Origin of the sequence: Pseudoduganella namucuonensis (assembly GCF_900116645.1) — a bacterium.
In the GTDB taxonomy this organism is placed as follows: domain Bacteria; phylum Pseudomonadota; class Gammaproteobacteria; order Burkholderiales; family Burkholderiaceae_D; genus Rugamonas; species Rugamonas namucuonensis.
On record NZ_FPBO01000048.1, the window covers coordinates 1 to 16,555 of the forward strand.

Here is a 16,555-nt window from a genome sequence, read left to right on the forward strand (position 1 = left end):
ATGTGTAAAGCATGCCGCCAGCGTTCAATCTGAGCCAGGATCAAACTCTTCAGTTCAATCTCTGTTTAAAGTCATTTCTGACTTGGTCGCTCACTCAAAATACTGACGATTCCTTCTTTCGAAGGTCACGTTTAATATATTGTGCGAGCGTTTAATAATTTGAGCTAAGAGGCTTGCGCCTCCGGCATCATCATCAAACGCCCACACTTATCGACTGTTAATTTTTAAAGAACCTGTCTGCATTTTTCGACGAAGCGTTTTGTCCGTCAGCAGAGAAGCGAGATTATGAGGCGTTTGATTTACTTCGTCAAGCCCGTTCTGAATTGCACTGCAATTCATCACTTTTTCACTTCCTTTTCCGCTCTGCGTATGCTCAGCAGCGCGGGGACAGAACTATAGCAAAGCCCCGCCAACCTTGCAAGGCCATTTGTGGCATGCTTGCTGGAATATCTACAACTGGAAAGCACATGAGCAATTTATGGAGTCCCCGCATCCGGGACCTGGCGCCATATGTGCCGGGCGAACAGCCCCGCATCGCCAATCTGGTCAAACTGAATAGCAACGAGAATCCCTACGGCCCCTCGCCAGCGGTATTGGCGGCGATCCAGCGGGAAGCGGGCGACCAGTTGCGCTTGTATCCCGCGCCGGACGCGGCGCAACTGAGGGAGGCGCTCGCCACATACTATAAGGTGGCGGCAAGCGAGGTATTCGTCGGCAATAGCTCGGACGAAGTGCTGGCGCACGCCTTCCAAGCCTTCTTCGCGCAAGAGCGCCCGCTGCTGATGCCGGATCTCACCTACAGTTTTTATCCGGTGTACTGCCGCCTGTTCGGCATTGAATATGAGACGGTCCCACTCGATCACGCCAAAGGCATCCAGGCGTCCGACTACGACCGGCCTTGCGGCGGCGTGGTGTTTGCGAATCCGAATGCGCCCACCGGCCTGCCGCTGGCGATCGCGGAAGTGGAGCGCATCGTGCGCGCCCACCCGGACTGCGTGGTGCTGGTCGACGAGGCCTATGTGGATTTCGGCGGCGAGTCCGCCATTCCGCTGGTGAAGAAGTACCCCAACCTGCTGGTGGTGCACACCTTCTCGAAATCGCGTTCGCTGGCGGGGTTGCGGGTCGGGTATGCGATCGGCCACCCGGATTTGATCTCCGGGCTGATGCGGGTGAAGAACAGTTTCAACGCGTTCCCGCTGGGCCAGCTGGCCATCGCCGGCGCCGTGGCGTCGCTGGAGGACGAGGCTTACTTCCAGGAAAAACGCGCGCTGCTGATCGCCTCGCGCGAAAGGCTGGCGGCGCAGCTGGTGGAGCTGGGCTTCGATGTGACGCCTTCCGCCACCAATTTCCTCTTCGTGCAACACCCGAAAATCGAAGCGGGGGCGCTGGCCGCCGCGCTGCTGGAACGCGCCGTTCTGGTCCGGCACCTGAAGCAGCCGGGCGCGGAACGGCACTTGCGCATCAGCATAGGCTTGCCGGAGGAATGCGAGGCCTTGCACACGGCGCTGCGCGAGATCCTCGGCAGCGCCCCGGACTGATTACAGTCCCTCGAACTTCGCGGGACGTTTTTCCAGGAAGGCGTGCATGCCTTCGCGCTGGGCCGGCGTGCCGAAGGCGGCCTGGAACAGGCGGCGCTCGTAGTTCACGCCCTCGGTCAGCGTGGTTTCGAAGGCGCGGTTGACGGCGTCCTTGATCTGCATGGCCACCGAGCTCGACATCGAGGCGATCTGCGTCGCGGCGTCCAGCGTTTCCTCGATCAGCTTGTCGGCGGGAACCACGCGCGACACCAGGCCGATGCGCTCCGCCTCGGCCGCGTCGATGGTGCGCGCGGTCAGCAGCAGGTCCATGGCCTTGGCCTTGCCGATGGCGCGCGGCAGGCGCTGCGTGCCGCCCGCGCCCGGCGTGACGCCGACCTTGATTTCCGGCTGGCCGAACTTGGCGTTGTCCGCCGCGATCAGGAAGTCGCACATCATGGCCAGTTCACAGCCGCCGCCCAGCGCGTAGCCGGCCACGGCGCCCACCACCGGCTTGCGCACGCGCAGGATGTGCTCCCAATTGCGGGTGATGTAGTTGTCGCGGTAGGTGTCCTGGTAGGTGTAATCGGCCATGGCGGCGATGTCGGCGCCGGCCGCGAACGCTTTTTCGCTGCCGGTCAGCACGATGCAACCAATGGCGGGATCGGCGTCGAACTTGTACAGGGCTTCGCCCAGCTCGTTCATCATGTTGTCGTTCAGGGCGTTCAGCGCCTTGGGACGGTTCAGGCGGATCAGGGCGACTCGGCCATGGGTTTCTACGATCAGGTCTTCGTATTGCACGGACATCTCCTTGGTAGTGAAAAGCGTATCGATTGATTGTAGCGGTTCTCGCAATAGCGCTGCTATTATTCGCTCGATGCGCACCGCCTTACGACGTTATCTCACCGACAAGCTTGACAGCGACCCGCTGTTGCGCAACGCCGACTTCCTGCGCTACTGGTTCAGCAGCGTGCTCAATGGCTTCGGCTCCCATATCAGCACCCTCGCCGTTCCCCTCTGCTCCATCCTGCTGCTGAAAGCGACGCCCGGCCAGATGGGCATCGTCTCCGCGTGCCAGACGCTGCCGGTCGCGCTGCTGGCCCTGCCCGCCGGCGTCTGGCTGGACCGCCGCCGCAAGCTGCCCGTGGTGCTGTGGAGCCAGGCGATCCAGGGACTGACGCTGGCCAGCATCGCGCTGGCCTGGTGGCTGGGCCTGCTGTCGATGCCGTGGATGTACATAGTGGCCTTCGTGTTCGGCGTGTGCGGCGTGGTGGGCGGCGGCGCGGAACAGGTCTTCTTCACCCAGCTGGTGGGCCGCGACCGCATGATGGACGCGCAATCCAAGTTCGTGTTCAGCGACTCCGTGTCGCGCCTGGTGGCACCGGGCGTGGCGGGCGTGCTGATCCAGTGGCTCACGGCGCCGTTCGCCGTGCTGTTCAACGCCTGCGGCTTTTTCGTGTCGGTGTGGAACCTGCGGCGCACGCGCTTCCAGGAGGCGCCGCCGGCGCCGTCGGACAAGCATCCGCTGCGCGACATCAAGGAGGGCCTGGTCTTCATCGCCACCGAACCGCTGCTGCGCACCCTGGCCTGGGGCGCCGCCTGCTGGCATTTGCTGTTCTACGGCTACACCGCGCTGGTGCTGCTAATGGCCACGCGGGAACTGGGCATGACACCGGGCATGCTGGGCGCGGTGCAGATCGTGGGCGGGCTGGGCGTGTTCGCCAGCGCCGTGCTGATCAAGCCGCTGAACCGGCGCTTCGGCGCGGGCAAGACCATGCTGGCCGGCATCTTCGCCACCACGGCCGGCTTTGTGCTGGTGCCCCTGCTGCCGGCGGCGCTGTTCGGCAGCAAGCTGGCCACGGCCGCCGCCTACGCCGGCGCCACCTTCGTGTTCGACTGCGGCGTGATGCTGTTCTTCATGGCGTACTCGGCGCTGCGCGTGACAGTGACGCCGGACGCGCTGATGGGCAGGATGATGTCCACCATGCGCTTCCTCACCGTGGCGATCGCGCCGCTGGGCGCGCTGACGGCCGGCTACGCGGGCGAACACCTGGGATTGCGCGAGGGCATGGGCTGCGTCGGGGCCGGCGCGGTGCTGCTGGCGGCGGCGTTGGCGATGTCGCGCCCGGTCCGTAGCGTGCGCCCCGGCTGATGTCATAGCGTCTACACTGGGCCATCGAATTCCATGCTCAGGAGATGGTCATGTTCAAGAATATCCTCTTCCCGACGGACGGCTCGGAGCTGTCCGTCAAGGCCACCGCCAGCGTCATCGAGCTGGCCAAGCTGCACGGCGCGCGGCTGGTTTCCGTCAGCGTGGTGCAGCCCTTCCCCTTCATGCCCGTGGGCGACAGCGGCATGACGATCACGCCTGAACCGGCCGTGTATGAAACGCAAATGCGGAACATCGCGCAGGACAATGTGAACAAGGTGGCGGCGGCGGCCAGCGCGGCCGGCGTGCCCTTCGAGGGTGTGACCGGCGTGACCGCCAGCCCCTACGAGTCCATCGTGGAGACCGCCGAGAAGCATGGCTGCGACCTCATCGTGATGGCCTCGCATGGGCGCAAGGGCTTGAACAAGCTGTTCCTGGGCAGCGAAACCCAGAAAGTGCTGGCGCACACCAAGCTGCCGGTGCTGGTGCTGCGCTAGCGGCCCCCGCCCGAATTCACCGCGCGGCGGCGGCCGGCGGCATGGACTTCGGCATCAACACCCACACATTGCCCTTCTGCTTCATGCGGCCGGCGTTTTCCGCCGCCTCGGTGCCGAAGCCGAAGAAGAAGTCGACCCGGATCGCGCCCCGGATGGCGCCGCCCGTGTCCTGCGCCATCACCAGCCGCTGCAGCGGCAAGTCGCTGTTGGCGTGGGTGGTGGACAGGTACACCGGCGCGCCCAGCGGCAGCTGGGTGGCGTCCACCGCGATCGAGCGCTGCGGCGTGAGCGGCACGCCCAGCGAGCCTTTCGGGCCCACTTTCGGGTCCGGCAGCTTTTCCTCCCGGAAGAACACATAGGACGGATTGGCGTTGAACAGCTCCGCCTGGCGCGTCGGGTGGCCGGCGATCCAGGCCTTGATGCCCTGCGCCGACGCCTGGTCCGCCGTCAGCTCGCCCTTGTCCACCAGCCAGCGGCCGATGGACTTGTAGGGATGGCCGTTCTGGTCGGCGTAGGCCACGCGCACGGTTTCGAGGCTGTCGGTCAGCTGCACGCGGCCGGAGCCCTGCACCTGCAGGAAGAAGGCCTCCACCGGGTCGTCCACCCACAGCAGCTCCTTGCCGGTGAAATCGGCGCGGTCGATCTCGGCGCGGGTCGAATACGGCACCAGCTTCTTGCCGGACAGCCGGCCGCGCAGGCGCATGCCTTTCAACTCAGGGTAGACGCCGGCCAGGTCGACGGTGATCAGGTCGTCCGGCACCTTGTAGAGGGGAGTCTGGTAGGGGCCGCCCTTCTTGCGGGCGCCGCGCAGCAGCGGCTCGTAGTAGCCGGTGACCAGGCCAGTGTCCGTCCCGTCCGGGGCGATCACCTGGCGCGGCTCGAAGAAACTCTCGAAGAACAGGCGTATCGCCTTGTCGTCGGCGGCGTTGACCTGTTTGGCGATGCCGCAGGCCTCCTTCCACTCGGCGCGCTTGCCCAGCACCGAGCAGGACGACATGAAGGCGGGCCAGGCGGCGCGCAGGTCGTCCTTGTCCCAGCCCGGCAGCGCGGCGAAGGTGGAGGGCACGAACTGGATGGCGGCCGGTTTGGGCGGCTGGGCCGGCTGCTGGGGCTGGACCGGCGGCACCTGCGCCGGCGGCACGGGGGGCTGCGGCTGGGCCGGCGGAACGGGTGGCCGAGGCTGGGCCGGTTGCGGCATCGGCGAGGTGCAGCCGGCGAGGGCCAGCGCGACGGCGCACAGGGAAACGATTACACTACTGCGTGCGAATGACATGAGGGCTTGCGTATGTGGATATTGATGTTAGAGGCGTTTGTGGCGCTGTTCCTGTTGGTGTTCATCGTCTGGTGGACGCTGCCGTCCAAGAAGAAACCGGCCGCGAAACCGCGGCCGGAACAGAAACCAGAGCTGGAACAACCCCGCAAGGAATAAATACAGCCTGGCGTATCGGGCCTAGTGCAGCGTGCGCGGCAGCGACAGCACGAACTCCGGGATTTTCGCCTCGAACTGGTGGCCGTCCTCGGCCACGCAGAAGTATTCGCCCACCATCGAGCCCTGCGGCGTGCTCAGCGCGGTGCCGCTGGTGTACTCGAACTGCTCGCCCGGCTGCAGCAGGGGCTGGTGCCCCACCACGCCCAGGCCGCGCACCTCCTCGATGTGGTTGTTGGCGTCGGTGATCACCCAATGACGCGAAATCAGCTGCGCCGCCACCGTCCCCGTGTTCTTGATCGTGATCGAATAGGTGAACACGAAATTGGTGCGTTCGGGGTCGGACTGCTCCGGCAGGTACTGGGTCCTGACCGAAACAGTGAATTCATAAGAGGCCATTGGGGTTTCCTAACTCAAAATGCTGTCAACATGATCACGTATCTGACATTGCACCGCAAATCCGGCGAGCATGCAAGGGTAAGCGTAAAATAGCGCATCTTTTTTATTGCAGGCCCATCCATGACCACCTTCCGTATCGCCCCCAGCATCCTGTCCGCCGATTTCGCCCGCCTGGGCGAAGAAGTGCGCAACGTCGTCTCCGCCGGCGCCGACATCATCCACTTCGACGTGATGGACAACCACTACGTGCCCAACCTGACCATCGGCCCGCTGGTGTGCCAGGCCATCCGTCCGCACGTGGACGTGCCGATCGACGTGCACCTGATGGTCAAGCCGGTGGACCGCATCATCCCCGACTTCGCCAAGGCCGGCGCCAACATCATCACCTTCCACCCCGAGGCGTCGGACCACATCGACCGCTCGCTGCAGCTGATCCGCGACCACGGCTGCAAGGCCGGCCTGGTGTTCAACCCGGCCACCCCGCTGAGCTACCTGGAACACGTGATGGACAAGATCGACATGATCCTCATCATGTCCGTCAACCCCGGCTTCGGCGGCCAGTCCTTCATTCCGCAGGCGCTGAAGAAGATCGCCGAGGCGCGCCGCCTGATCAACGAATCCGGCCGCGACATCATGCTGGAGGTGGACGGCGGCATCAAGATCGACAACATCGCGGCCGCCGCCAAGGCCGGCGCGGACACCTTCGTCGCCGGTTCGGCCATCTTCGGCCAGCCCGACTACAAGGCCGTGATCGACGCGATGCGCACCCAGCTGGCGGGGCTGTAAGCATGACGGCGGCCACGAACACCCCACTGAGCGGCGTCCGGGCCGCCATCATCGACCTGGACGGCACCATGCTGGACACGGTGCCCGACTTCCACGTCGCCATCAACCGCATGCGCGCCGAACTGCAAAAAAGGGGTCAGGTTCAATTTCCCAGAGAGGCAGCAGAACCGGGGCAAGCGGGAAAAGCGAACCTGACCCCTTTTTCGCCGCTGTCGGCCGAGCGCATCAAGCTCATGGTGGGCAAGGGTTCCGAGAACCTGATCCGCTCCGTGCTGGCCCTCGATTACGATGAGGCCGGCGTGGAACTGCATTTCGAGGCCGCCATGGATGCCTACCAGCGCCATTACCTGGACATCAACGGCGACCACAGCGCCCTGTATCCGGACGTGGCGGCCGGGCTGGAGGCGCTCAAGGCGCACGGCCTGCGCCTGGCCTGCGTGACCAACAAGCCGATCGCCTTCGCCGCGCCGCTGCTGGAGCAAAAGGGACTGGCCGGCTATTTCGAGGTGGTCTACGGCGGCGATTCGCTGGAAAAGAAGAAGCCGCACCCCATGCCGCTGCTGCGGGTGTGCAGCGATTTCGCGCTGCGGCCGGCCCAGGTGGTCGCAATCGGCGATTCCTCCAACGACGCGCAGGCCGCGCGGGCGGCCGGTTGCCCGGTGTTGACGGTGCCTTACGGTTACAATCACGGCGAGTCTATACACGACACGGATTCCGATGGTATAGTTGACACGCTGCTACACGCGGCCCATCTGATTCGCCTGCACAACCCGATCGCAAACTGAAGCAAAAACACAGCATGTTTCTCAACAAAAGACACAATGTCACTCACCAGGGCTCGATTGAGGCCTGGCTATGGCGACGCTGGCAATCCTGGGCTAACTGATCCCGCTTGATTGCTGTCGCTGCACATCTGTAGTCGACAGGTTTTTTGAACCTCACCGCCACAACCCTATCTATAGCTATGCCTGGCGGCATGGAGAGAAGCATGACTGAACTCGAATTCAAATCGTTGGCCACGCAAGGCTACAACCGTATTCCCCTGATCGCGGAAGCCTTCGCCGATCTCGAAACCCCGCTCACCCTGTACCTGAAACTGGCGCAGACGCAGAACGCCGGCAAGAACACCTTCCTGCTGGAGTCCGTCGTGGGCGGCGAGCGTTTCGGCCGCTACTCCTTCATCGGCCTGCCGGCCACCACGGTGCTGCGCAACCACGGCACCCGCACCGAGATCGTCAAGAACGGCGTGGTGATCGAGACGCACGAGGGCAATCCGCTCGAATTCATCGAGGCCTACCAGTCCCGCTTCAAGGTCGCCCTGCGCCCCGGCATGCCGCGCTTTTGCGGCGGCCTGGCCGGCTACTTCGGCTACGACTCGGTGCGCCACATCGAAAAGACGCTGGCCCACACCCAGCCCAAGGACGACCTGAATCTGCCGGAGATCCAGCTGATGGTGACGGAGGAGCTGGCCGTGATCGACAACATCTCGGGCAAGCTGTACCTGATCGTCTACGCCGACACCAGCCAGCCGGAATCGTATTCCAAGGCCCGCCAGCGCCTGAAGGACCTGCGCGCGCTGCTGCGCCGCGGCGTCGACGCGCCGGTGACCTCGGCCTCGGTGCGTACCGAAATCATCCGCGACTTCCCCAAGGAGGAGTACCTGAAGGCGGTGGCCAAGGCCCACGAGTACGTGATGGCCGGCGACCTGATGCAGGTGCAGATCGGCCAGCGCCTGCGCAAGCCCTACGTGGATTCGCCGCTGACGCTGTACCGCGCGCTGCGTTCGCTGAACCCGTCGCCGTATATGTACTTCTACAACTTCGGCGACATGCAGATCGTCGGCGCCTCGCCCGAGATCCTGGTGCGCAACGAGACCGCCGCCGACGGCGAGAAGAAGGTCACGCTGCGCCCCATCGCCGGCACCCGCCCGCGCGGCGCCACGCCGGAGCGCGACGCCGAACTGGCCAAGGAACTGCTGGCCGACCCGAAGGAGATCGCCGAGCACGTGATGCTGATCGACCTGGCGCGCAACGACCTGGGCCGCATCTCCGACATCGGCACGGTGAAGGTCACCGACCGCATGGTCATTGAAAAGTATTCGCACGTGCAGCACATCGTCTCCAACGTGGAGGGCCGCCTGAAGGAAGGCATGTCCAACCTGGACGTGCTGCGCGCCACCTTCCCGGCCGGCACCCTGACCGGCGCGCCGAAGGTGCGCGCGATGGAGGTCATCGACGAGCTGGAGATCTCCAAGCGCGGCATCTACGGGGGCGCCTGCGGCTACCTGTCCTTCGGCGGCGAGATGGACGTGGCGATCGCCATCCGCACCGGCGTGATCAAGGACGGCATGCTGTACGTGCAGGCCGCCGCCGGCATCGTGGCGGACTCGATACCGGAAATGGAATGGCTCGAGACTGAAAACAAGGCGCGCGCCGTGCTGCGCGCGGCCGAACAAGTGCAAGACGGCCTGGATGGGGAGTTCTAAGATGCTGCTGATGATCGACAACTACGACTCCTTCACCTACAACATCGTGCAGTACTTCGGTGAACTGGGCGAGGACGTGCGGACCTTCCGCAACGACGAAATCACCATCGCCGAAATCGAGGCGATGAACCCGGACCGCATCTGCATCTCGCCCGGTCCGAAGGATCCGGCGCAGGCCGGCATCTCGGTCGAGGTGCTCAAGCACTTCGCGGGCAAGAAACCGATACTGGGCGTCTGCCTCGGCCACCAGGCCATCGGCGAGGCCTTCGGCGGCAAAGTGATCCGCGCCAAGCAGGTCATGCACGGCAAAACCTCCGTCATCGCGCATACGGGCGTGGGCGTCTTCAAGGACCTGCCCACCCCCTTCACGGTAATCCGCTACCACTCGCTGGCGATCGAACGCTCCTCCCTGCCTTCCTGCCTGGAAGTGACGGCGTGGACCGACGACGGCGAGATCATGGGCGTGCGCCACAAGGACTACGACATCGAGGGCGTGCAGTTCCACCCCGAGTCCATCCTGTCCGAGCACGGACACGCCCTGCTGAAGAACTTCCTGGAACGCGCCTGAGGGCAGCGGCGCCGCGCCCACGGGGCGCGCGCCCGTCCCGTCGTTCCACGTTGCCGTATAGCGCTATCTGACCCAAGGAATTGCCATGCCCGCCACTCATCCAGTTCATCAAATCACCCACCAGGAAGCCCTGCTGCGCTGCATCGAACACCGTGAGATCTTCCACGACGAGATGCTGCACCTGTTCCGCCAGATCATGTCCGGCGAAATGTCGCCCGTGATGATTTCGGCCCTGATCATGGGCCTGCGCGTGAAGAAGGAAACCATCGGCGAGATCGCCGCCGCCGCCCAGGTGATGCGCGAGTTCTCGACCAAGGTGCCGATGGCCGACACCACCAACCTGCTCGACATCGTCGGCACCGGCGGCGACGGCGCGCACACCTTCAACATCTCCACCACCGCCATGTTCGTGGCGGCGGCGGCCGGCGCGCGCGTGGCCAAGCACGGCGGACGCAGCGTGTCATCCTCGTCCGGCTCAGCCGACGTGATCGAATCGCTGGGCGCCAACATCAACCTGAAGCCCGAGCAGATCGCGCAATCCATCGCGCAGACCGGCATCGGCTTCATGTTCGCGCCCAACCACCACTCGGCCATGAAGCACGTGGCGCCGGTGCGCCGCGAACTGGGCGTGCGCTCCATCTTCAACATCCTGGGACCGCTGACCAATCCGGCCGGCGCGCCCAACATCCTGATGGGCGTGTTCCACGCCGACCTGGTCGGCATCCAGGTGCGCGTGCTGCAGCGCCTGGGCGCGCAGCACGCGGTGGTCGTGTACGGCAAGGACAATATGGACGAGGTGTCGCTGGGCGCCGCCACCATGGTGGGCGAACTGGTGAACGGCGAGATCCGCGAATACGAGATCCATCCCGAGGACTTCGGCCTGTCCATGATCGCCAGCCGCAACCTGAAGGTGGCCGACGCGGCCGAATCGAAGGCCAAGATGTTCGAGGCGCTGCGCGGCGAACCCGGCGCGGCGCACGACATCGTGGCGCTGAACGCCGGCACCGCGCTGTACGCGGCCGGCGTGGCCTCGTCCATCGAGGACGGCCTGGCCAAGGCGCGCGCGGCGATTTCGTCCGGCGCGGCGCTGGCCAAGGTGGAGCAGTTCGTCGAAGCGACGCAGCGGCTCGGCGCCGCCAACTGACGGGGGCCCTGTGTACGGCATACACGACCTGACGCTGTTCATCGTTTCCGGCCTGCTGCTGAACATCATGCCGGGGCCGGACTCGCTGCTGATCATGGCGCGCAGCGCCACCCAGGGCTGGCGCGCCGGCTGCGCGGCGGCGCTGGGCATAGGCGCCGGCACCATGGTGCACGTGACCGCCGCCGCGGTGGGCATCTCCGCCCTGCTGGCCACCTCCGCCGCCGCGTTCAGCGTGGTGAAATGGGTGGGCGCGGCGTACATCATCTACATGGGCGTCGGCATGCTGCGCGCGCGCTTGAAACCAGAGGCGGAACCTGGGGACAGACCCTCCGCGCCACACACCTCCGCAGAGTTCGGGGCTGCCGATCGCGGGTCTGTCCCCGGTTTGAAGCCGCAGGCTTACGGCCGCATCTTCGCGCAAGGCTTCCTGACCAACGTCCTGAACCCCAAGGTCGCCCTGTTTTTCCTGGCCTTCGTGCCGCAATTCATCTCGGCCGATTCCAGCAACAAGGCCGCCGCCTTCTTCATCCTGGGCTGCATCTTCAACGTCAACGGCATGTTGTGGTGCAACGGCCTGGCGCTGTTCACCGCTTTCGCCAGCGCGCGCCTGAAGGTGAAACCGCTGGTGGCGCTGTGGCTGAACCGCGTCACCGGAGGCCTGTTCCTCGCGCTCGGCGCGCGGCTGGCCCTGTCCGAACAACATTGAGAGCATCACCATGTCCGATATCCTGAACCAGATCCTGGCCACCAAGGCCGACGAAGTGGCCGCCGCCAAGAAGCACCGCGGCCTGGCCAGCCTGCGCGCCGAAGTCGAGGGCGACGCCGAACTGCGCCAGAACCTGCGCGGCTTCGAAGCCAGCCTGCGCAAGAGCATCGCCGCCGGCGCGCCCGGCGTGATCGCCGAGGTGAAGAAGGCCTCGCCGTCCAAGGGCGTGATCCGCGCCGACTTCCGCCCGGCCGACATCGCCCACAGCTACGAAACGCATGGCGCGTCCTGCCTGTCCGTGCTGACCGACGTGCACTACTTCCAGGGCAACGAGGAGTACCTGCGGCAGGCGCGCGCCGCCTGCGGCATCCCGGTGCTGCGCAAGGACTTCATGATCGACATGTACCAGATCTACGAGGCGCGCGCGATGGGCGCGGACTGCATCCTGCTGATCGTCTCCGCGTTGGACCACGGCCTGATGGCCGAGATGGAGGCCTGCGCCCACGAGCTGGGCATGGGCGTGCTGATCGAATCGCACGACGGCGACGAACTGGCCGCCGCGCTCAAGCTGAAAAGCAATCTGATCGGCATCAACAACCGCAGCCTGCGCACCTTCGAGACCTCGCTCGACACCACGCTGGGCCTGCTGGACCGCATCCCATCCGGGCGCCTCGTGATCACCGAATCCGGTATTCTCAATGGCGAGGACGTGAAACGCATGCGCGACGCGGATGTGCACGGTTTCCTGGTCGGCGAGGCCTTCATGCGCGCGCCGGACCCGGGAGCCGAACTGCGGCGCCTGTTCGGCTAAATGGTTTTTGCTTGCGGAGGCCCGCCATGGGCGCTTTCCGGTACGTTGCAGCGCTGATTCCCCTGGCCATGCTGCTGGCCTCCTGCCACAAACCTCCGCCGCGCCTGCCGGCGGCGCCGGTGACCATTCCGCGCACCCCGTTGCCCGCCGAGACCGTTCCGGCGCCGCTGCTCCCCGCCATCGACAGCGTGGACGACTACAAGCGGGTGCTGGCTGCGCAGATCATGAGGGCCAACCCGGACGCCGTGTTCAGCGGCGCCATCCCGCCGCTGCTGACCGCCATCGTGGTGCTGGAGCTGAAGGTGGACGGCGACGGCGCCATCCGCACCCTGCGCGTGGCGCGCGCGCGCGACCAGAAGGCGGCCGGCATCGCCGAGGCCATCATGCGCCAGGCCGCGCCCTACCCCAGGCCGGGCAAGCTGATGCGGCAGCACCACAAGACCTTCGACTTCTCCGAGACCTTCCTGTTCAACAAGGATTATCGCTTCCAGCTGCGGACGCTGGCGCCGGTGCAGTAGCGGGCGCGGGCGTCTCCGACACCTCCACGCGGTCGCGGCCGTTGGCCTTGGCGCGGTACAGCGCCGCGTCCGCGCGCGCCAGCAGGCCGTCCAGCGATTCCTCGTCCGAGGCGTGGCTGGCGATGCCGATGCTGACCGTGCAGGCCGGCAGCCTGTGCCCGGGACCGCCCGGCAGCGCGGCGCGGATGCGCTCCGCCGCCTGCACGGCGCTGGGCGGTTCCGCGTCCGACAGCAGCACCACGAATTCCTCGCCGCCGAAGCGCGCCACCGCGTCGATTTCGCGCAGCGCCTGGGCGATGGCGCGCGCCACGTGGATCAGCACCCGGTCGCCCATGAGGTGGCCATGCTTGTCGTTGACCAGCTTGAAGTGGTCCAGGTCGATGATCATCAGGGTCAGCGGCCGCCCGCTGCGGCGCAACAACGCGCGCTGGCGTTCGTACGCCCGCGCGAAGCCGCGCCGGTTCAGCACACCGGTCAGCGGATCGTGCGTGGAGCGGCTTTCGAGCACGGTCTGCAGCCGCCGCGTGGCCATGGTCATGAAGGCCACGGTCAGCATCAGCGCCATGAAGTTGGCCATGGCCAGGTAGAGATTGGCCACGCCGCTGTCCAGCAGCACATCGACGCTGGCGCCGCCGGACAGCAGCGCCAGGCAGCCCCGGCTCAGCACCACCGCCGACTGCAGCGTCAGCAGCGCGCCGAAGAAGCGGGTGGAGAAATGCCGCGCGCCGTGGCGCAGCACCAGCCGCACCTGCGCCGCGTAGAACACGAACGCCAGGAAGGAGAAGGTGGCGACGCGCGCCATGAAGTCCGGCGCCACCAGCAGCCACCAGCCCACGCCCAGCACGCCGGCCAGCCAGGTGCCGTGGAACAAACGCCACGACGGCGGTTGGCCGAAGAATTCCTGCGTGCCTATCATCGACAGGCCTATGCCCCAGAACAGCAGCGCGTTGGTGGCCATCAGCGCCACCTTGGGCGGCAGCGTGTCGCGCAGCATGAAGGCGACCGCCGCGCCCACCACGCACAGCAGGCCCAGGGCCCAGCGGCCCAGGCCCTTCACCTCGTCGCCGAAGCTGTTGTGGCAGGAATACATGACGATGCTCATCGCGCCACTCATCAGCGTGGTCATGAACAGCACCGTCCATGGATCGAGGGGGATCACCGCACGGCGGTGGGACGCAAGGGACCGCTGGATTTCTTGCCGGCCTCGTCCAGCGCCAGCGTCACGCCGGGCACGCGCTCGCCCTGCAGTCGCGCGCGGAAGGTCTGCAGCTCGTCGCGCCGGAAGGCGTGGATCTCGACGCTGGCGCCCACCGCGTAGCGGCCCAGCAGCGCGTCCAGGTTGGCGGGCGTGACGCGCAGGCCGTCGATGGCCACCAGCAGGTCGCCCGCCGACAGGCCGGCCTGGTGCGCGGCGCCGCCCTCGTGCACGCTGGAGAGCTTGCAGTCGGCGCCGTCGCGGCCCAGGTTGACGTCCAGGCTGGGCTTGTTCGATTTGCGCTCCTCGCTGTACTTCACGCCGAACGGCGCCAGCAGCTTGGCCAGCGGCAGGTCCTCGGTGCCGCGCACGTACTTCTCGAAGAAGGGCTTCAGCTTGGCGCCGCTGACCTCGTCCACCAGCGCCTCCACCTCGGCCGGGGTCACGCCGCGGCCGGCGCCGTTGTAGAAGTCGCGGCCATAGCGCTGCCACAGCGCCAGCATCACGTCGTCCAGCGATTTCGCGCCGACGGTCTTGGCGCGTATCGTCAAGTCCAGCGCCAGGCCCACCAGCGAACCCTTGGTGTAGTAGCTGACGATGGCGTTGGGCGCGTTCTCGTCCTGGCGGTAGTACTTGCCCCAGGCGTCGAAGCTGGAATCGGCCACGCTCTGCTTCAGGCGCCCGGCGCCGCGCAGCACGCCGCCCACGGTCTTGCCCAGCATTTTGAAATAGGCCTTCTCGGCGATCACGCCCGCGCGCACCAGCATCAGGTCGTCGTAATAACTGGTGAAGCCCTCGAACAGCCACAGCAGCGGCGTGTAGTTCTCCACCGCCAGGTCGTAGGGCGCGAACGCGGCGGGCTTGATGCGCTTGACGTTCCAGGTGTGGAAGTACTCGTGGCTGCACAGGCCCAGGAACTTCAGGTAGCCCTCGCCGATGTCCGCGCCCTTGGGCGTGGCGGTGGTGGGCAGGTCGGCGCGGGCGCAGATCAGCGCCGTCGAGGCGCGGTGTTCCAGGCCGCCGTAGCCGTCGCCCACCGCCATCGTCATGAAGACGTAGCGGTCCATCGGCGCCTTCTTCGTTTTCGGCTCGAAGAACAGGATCTGGGTTTCGCAGATGGCTTTCAGGTCCGCGCACAGGCGCGCCATGTCCAGATTGGGCACGCGGCCGGTGATGACGACGTCGTGCGGCACGCCGTGCGCCTTGAAGGTGGCGAGCGCGAAATCGCCCATCTCCACCGGGTGGTCTATCAGTTCGTCGTAGTCGGCGGCGATGTAGGTGCCGAAGCCGTAGCGCTTGGCCTTCAGCTCGGGCAGCGCGGTGGCCACGCGCCAGTTCCGCGCGGCGGGGTCGGCGGGACGCTGGATGTCCACCGTGTGCGGCGCGTCCTCCTGGCCGGCCACGCGCAGGAACACACTGGTGCCGTTGAAGAAGGCGTGGGTCTGGTCCATGTGGGCGGCGCGCACCGACAGGTCCCAGGCGTAGACCTCGTATACCACCGTCAGTTCGCCGTCGACCGGCGCGGCCTGCCAGGAGTGCTTGTCCAGCTTCGCCAGCTTGACCGCCTGGCCGCCCGCCTCGGCGCGGATGCGCACGATGTTGCGCGAGAACTCGCGGATCATGTAGCTGCCGGGGATCCAGGCCGGCAGCGCCAGCACCTGGCCCTCCGGCGCGGGATTCTGCACGCTCAGCGTGACCTGGAAGATGTGGCCGGCCAGGTCCTTGGCGGTGATGGCGTAGCTGACGCCGTTCTTTCTGCTTGGTACGGTCTTCTTCATGTTTATCCTTGTCGGTGCAGGTCCTCCGGCGTGTCGATGTCGCGCAGGATGCCGCCATCGTCCACGCCCACTTCCCGCACCGGGAATTGCCTCAATATGCCGCGCGCCCCCTGGTCGCCTTCCAGCGCCAGCAACCGCGACAGGTGCGGGCGGCCGAACCCCACCGGGTTGCCGCGCTTGCCCCGGTACACCGGCGCGGCGATGTCCGCGCCCTCTTCCAGGGCGGATTTCAGTGATTGTATTGTAGATGGCGCCACGTGGGGCATGTCGCCCAACGCGACGATCCAGCCGTCCGCGTCCGCCGCGTGGCGGATGGCGTGCATCAGGGAGGCGGCCATGCCGGTGTCGGCCAGCTCGCAGACGATGGTGTCGCAGCCCAGCGCGCGCAGCTCGGCGGCCACCGCCTCGCCGCCGGGGCGGACCACGGCGACCACGCGCGGCAGGACCGACAGCAGCGTTTGGGCGCTTGCCGCGACCACCGAGGTCTGCGTGAGCGGCTGCAGCAGCTTGTCGCGCGCGCCGGAAGGGTCGAAGCGGCTACCACGTCCGGCGGCCAGCAGGATGCCGGTGATGGCCATG

General features: G+C 66.1%; 18 protein-coding genes. 12 read left to right on the plus strand and 6 right to left on the minus strand.

All coding sequences use genetic code 11. From position 1 onward, the window contains the following. Positions 1-467 precede the first annotated feature (467 nt). Positions 468-1,538, plus strand: a complete 1,071-nt coding sequence (hisC, locus tag BM436_RS31965) for a histidinol-phosphate transaminase (RefSeq protein ID WP_093560479.1) — start codon at positions 468-470, stop codon at positions 1,536-1,538. Here the strand turns inward: hisC and BM436_RS31970 are convergent, their stop codons facing one another. Next, positions 1,539-2,315 (minus strand): enoyl-CoA hydratase, encoded by a 777-nt coding sequence (locus tag BM436_RS31970; protein WP_093560554.1) that lies wholly within the window; start codon positions 2,313-2,315, stop codon positions 1,539-1,541. Positions 2,316-2,391: 76 nt separating this feature from the next. Here BM436_RS31970 and BM436_RS31975 point away from each other — a divergent pair, with 76 nt between their 5' ends. Both BM436_RS31975 and BM436_RS31980 read left to right on the plus strand, forming a co-directional pair. Next, positions 2,392-3,666, plus strand: coding sequence for an MFS transporter (locus tag BM436_RS31975; protein WP_093560480.1), 1,275 nt, complete (start codon positions 2,392-2,394; stop codon positions 3,664-3,666). A gap of 50 nt (positions 3,667-3,716) precedes the next feature. Then, positions 3,717-4,160, plus strand: coding sequence for a universal stress protein (locus BM436_RS31980; protein ID WP_093560483.1), 444 nt, complete (start codon positions 3,717-3,719; stop codon positions 4,158-4,160). Between the two features lie 16 nt (positions 4,161-4,176). Here BM436_RS31980 and mltA read toward each other — a convergent pair whose 3' ends face one another. Beyond that, positions 4,177-5,433, minus strand: coding sequence for a murein transglycosylase A (gene mltA / locus BM436_RS31985; RefSeq protein WP_229490923.1), 1,257 nt, complete (start codon positions 5,431-5,433; stop codon positions 4,177-4,179). A 24-nt stretch (positions 5,434-5,457) separates the two neighbouring features. Between mltA and BM436_RS38375 the strand changes: the two genes are divergently transcribed. Continuing rightward, positions 5,458-5,589 carry a hypothetical protein gene (locus BM436_RS38375; RefSeq protein ID WP_259741450.1) on the plus strand — a complete coding sequence of 44 codons (132 nt, stop codon included), beginning with the start codon at positions 5,458-5,460 and terminating at the stop codon, positions 5,587-5,589. A 21-nt stretch (positions 5,590-5,610) separates the two neighbouring features. Here the strand turns inward: BM436_RS38375 and apaG are convergent, their stop codons facing one another. Beyond that, positions 5,611-5,985, minus strand: a complete 375-nt coding sequence (gene apaG / locus BM436_RS31990; protein ID WP_093560487.1) for a Co2+/Mg2+ efflux facilitator ApaG/CorD — start codon at positions 5,983-5,985, stop codon at positions 5,611-5,613. Positions 5,986-6,105: 120 nt separating this feature from the next. Between apaG and rpe the strand changes: the two genes are divergently transcribed. From rpe to BM436_RS32030, 8 genes are all read left to right on the plus strand, one after another. Next, positions 6,106-6,771 (plus strand): ribulose-phosphate 3-epimerase, encoded by a 666-nt coding sequence (gene rpe, locus BM436_RS31995; RefSeq protein WP_093560489.1) that lies wholly within the window; start codon positions 6,106-6,108, stop codon positions 6,769-6,771. Positions 6,772-6,773: 2 nt separating this feature from the next. After that, the gene (gene gph / locus BM436_RS32000; protein ID WP_093560491.1) at positions 6,774-7,556 is read left to right on the plus strand and encodes a phosphoglycolate phosphatase; all 783 of its coding nucleotides are present in this window, start codon (positions 6,774-6,776) and stop codon (positions 7,554-7,556) included. 203 nt (positions 7,557-7,759) lie between these two features. Beyond that, a complete protein-coding gene (gene trpE / locus BM436_RS32005) occupies positions 7,760-9,256 on the plus strand; it encodes an anthranilate synthase component I (protein ID WP_093560492.1) in 1,497 nt (498 codons plus the stop codon). 1 nt (position 9,257) lies between these two features. Next, positions 9,258-9,824, plus strand: a complete 567-nt coding sequence (locus tag BM436_RS32010) for an anthranilate synthase component II (RefSeq protein ID WP_093560494.1) — start codon at positions 9,258-9,260, stop codon at positions 9,822-9,824. An 85-nt stretch (positions 9,825-9,909) separates the two neighbouring features. Continuing rightward, a complete protein-coding gene (trpD, locus tag BM436_RS32015; RefSeq protein ID WP_093560496.1) occupies positions 9,910-10,968 on the plus strand; it encodes an anthranilate phosphoribosyltransferase in 1,059 nt (352 codons plus the stop codon). 10 nt (positions 10,969-10,978) lie between these two features. After that, positions 10,979-11,674: a LysE family translocator gene (locus BM436_RS32020; protein WP_093560498.1), complete on the plus strand. Its 696-nt coding sequence runs from the start codon at positions 10,979-10,981 to the stop codon at positions 11,672-11,674. Positions 11,675-11,684: 10 nt separating this feature from the next. Next, entirely contained in the window at positions 11,685-12,485 is an 801-nt protein-coding gene (gene trpC, locus BM436_RS32025) for an indole-3-glycerol phosphate synthase TrpC (RefSeq protein ID WP_093560499.1), read from the plus strand. A gap of 26 nt (positions 12,486-12,511) precedes the next feature. Continuing rightward, a complete protein-coding gene (locus BM436_RS32030; RefSeq protein WP_093560501.1) occupies positions 12,512-13,003 on the plus strand; it encodes a hypothetical protein in 492 nt (163 codons plus the stop codon). On the opposite strand, the gene BM436_RS32035 is transcribed toward BM436_RS32030, so the two are convergent. The 3 genes from BM436_RS32035 to BM436_RS32045 are packed head-to-tail and all read right to left on the minus strand — an operon-like array spanning position 12,954 to position 16,554. Then, on the minus strand, positions 12,954-14,129 hold the full coding sequence (locus tag BM436_RS32035) for a GGDEF domain-containing protein (protein WP_093560556.1): 1,176 nt from the start codon (positions 14,127-14,129) through the stop codon (positions 12,954-12,956). The two genes, BM436_RS32030 and BM436_RS32035, sit on opposite strands and share 50 nt — an antisense overlap. Positions 14,130-14,158: 29 nt before the next feature. After that, entirely contained in the window at positions 14,159-15,976 is a 1,818-nt protein-coding gene (locus tag BM436_RS32040; protein WP_093560503.1) for a M61 family metallopeptidase, read from the minus strand. A gap of 2 nt (positions 15,977-15,978) precedes the next feature. Next, on the minus strand, positions 15,979-16,554 hold the full coding sequence (locus BM436_RS32045; RefSeq protein WP_093560505.1) for a nucleotidyltransferase family protein: 576 nt from the start codon (positions 16,552-16,554) through the stop codon (positions 15,979-15,981). Position 16,555: the final 1 nt, after the last annotated feature.

Coding starts and splice junctions, on each gene's coding strand:
- hisC (WP_093560479.1), top strand. CDS start 468: ATGAGCAATTTATGGAGTCCCCGCATCCGGGACCTGGCGCCATATGTG.
- BM436_RS31975 (WP_093560480.1), top strand. CDS start 2,392: ATGCGCACCGCCTTACGACGTTATCTCACCGACAAGCTTGACAGCGAC.
- BM436_RS31980 (WP_093560483.1), top strand. CDS start 3,717: ATGTTCAAGAATATCCTCTTCCCGACGGACGGCTCGGAGCTGTCCGTC.
- mltA (WP_229490923.1), bottom strand. CDS start 5,433: ATGTCATTCGCACGCAGTAGTGTAATCGTTTCCCTGTGCGCCGTCGCG.
- BM436_RS38375 (WP_259741450.1), top strand. CDS start 5,458: ATGTTAGAGGCGTTTGTGGCGCTGTTCCTGTTGGTGTTCATCGTCTGG.
- apaG (WP_093560487.1), bottom strand. CDS start 5,985: ATGGCCTCTTATGAATTCACTGTTTCGGTCAGGACCCAGTACCTGCCG.
- rpe (WP_093560489.1), top strand. CDS start 6,106: ATGACCACCTTCCGTATCGCCCCCAGCATCCTGTCCGCCGATTTCGCC.
- gph (WP_093560491.1), top strand. CDS start 6,774: ATGACGGCGGCCACGAACACCCCACTGAGCGGCGTCCGGGCCGCCATC.
- trpE (WP_093560492.1), top strand. CDS start 7,760: ATGACTGAACTCGAATTCAAATCGTTGGCCACGCAAGGCTACAACCGT.
- BM436_RS32010 (WP_093560494.1), top strand. CDS start 9,258: ATGCTGCTGATGATCGACAACTACGACTCCTTCACCTACAACATCGTG.
- trpD (WP_093560496.1), top strand. CDS start 9,910: ATGCCCGCCACTCATCCAGTTCATCAAATCACCCACCAGGAAGCCCTG.
- trpC (WP_093560499.1), top strand. CDS start 11,685: ATGTCCGATATCCTGAACCAGATCCTGGCCACCAAGGCCGACGAAGTG.
- BM436_RS32030 (WP_093560501.1), top strand. CDS start 12,512: ATGGGCGCTTTCCGGTACGTTGCAGCGCTGATTCCCCTGGCCATGCTG.
- BM436_RS32035 (WP_093560556.1), bottom strand. CDS start 14,129: ATGACCACGCTGATGAGTGGCGCGATGAGCATCGTCATGTATTCCTGC.
- BM436_RS32040 (WP_093560503.1), bottom strand. CDS start 15,976: ATGAAGAAGACCGTACCAAGCAGAAAGAACGGCGTCAGCTACGCCATC.
- BM436_RS32045 (WP_093560505.1), bottom strand. CDS start 16,554: ATGGCCATCACCGGCATCCTGCTGGCCGCCGGACGTGGTAGCCGCTTC.